The 1,127-nt window shown below is 43.7% G+C and carries 1 protein-coding gene; it reads left to right on the top strand.

The features are described from left to right. The first annotated feature begins 130 nt into the window (after positions 1–130). Entirely contained in the window at positions 131–946 is an 816-nt protein-coding gene (aph(3')-Ia, locus tag L972_RS15285; RefSeq protein WP_000018329.1) for an aminoglycoside O-phosphotransferase APH(3')-Ia, read from the top strand. Positions 947–1,127: the final 181 nt, after the last annotated feature.

Below are 1,127 nucleotides of genomic sequence, written 5' to 3'. Positions count from 1 at the left end.
GGGGATGATAAGTTTATCACCACCGACTATTTGCAACAGTGCCCTCTGATGTTACATTGCACAAGATAAAAATATATCATCATGAACAATAAAACTGTCTGCTTACATAAACAGTAATACAAGGGGTGTTATGAGCCATATTCAACGGGAAACGTCTTGCTCGAGGCCGCGATTAAATTCCAACATGGATGCTGATTTATATGGGTATAAATGGGCTCGCGATAATGTCGGGCAATCAGGTGCGACAATCTATCGATTGTATGGGAAGCCCGATGCGCCAGAGTTGTTTCTGAAACATGGCAAAGGTAGCGTTGCCAATGATGTTACAGATGAGATGGTCAGACTAAACTGGCTGACGGAATTTATGCCTCTTCCGACCATCAAGCATTTTATCCGTACTCCTGATGATGCATGGTTACTCACCACTGCGATCCCCGGGAAAACAGCATTCCAGGTATTAGAAGAATATCCTGATTCAGGTGAAAATATTGTTGATGCGCTGGCAGTGTTCCTGCGCCGGTTGCATTCGATTCCTGTTTGTAATTGTCCTTTTAACAGCGATCGCGTATTTCGTCTCGCTCAGGCGCAATCACGAATGAATAACGGTTTGGTTGATGCGAGTGATTTTGATGACGAGCGTAATGGCTGGCCTGTTGAACAAGTCTGGAAAGAAATGCATAAGCTTTTGCCATTCTCACCGGATTCAGTCGTCACTCATGGTGATTTCTCACTTGATAACCTTATTTTTGACGAGGGGAAATTAATAGGTTGTATTGATGTTGGACGAGTCGGAATCGCAGACCGATACCAGGATCTTGCCATCCTATGGAACTGCCTCGGTGAGTTTTCTCCTTCATTACAGAAACGGCTTTTTCAAAAATATGGTATTGATAATCCTGATATGAATAAATTGCAGTTTCATTTGATGCTCGATGAGTTTTTCTAATCAGAATTGGTTAATTGGTTGTAACACTGGCAGAGCATTACGCTGACTTGACGGGACGGCGCTTCCCTACCCTCATGGCCGCCTCCCAGGAATCGACCCAGGTGCTTATCGTGGACATAATCCTTTACTCATAAATTGGCACTGTTGCAAAGTTAGCGATGAGGCAGCCTTTTGTCTTATT

Source organism: Aeromonas sp. ZOR0001 (assembly GCF_000801015.1).
Lineage (GTDB): Bacteria > Pseudomonadota > Gammaproteobacteria > Enterobacterales > Aeromonadaceae > Aeromonas > Aeromonas veronii.
The sequence above is the reverse complement of the archived record's forward strand: the minus strand, read 5'-3'. Positions and strand labels throughout refer to the sequence as shown.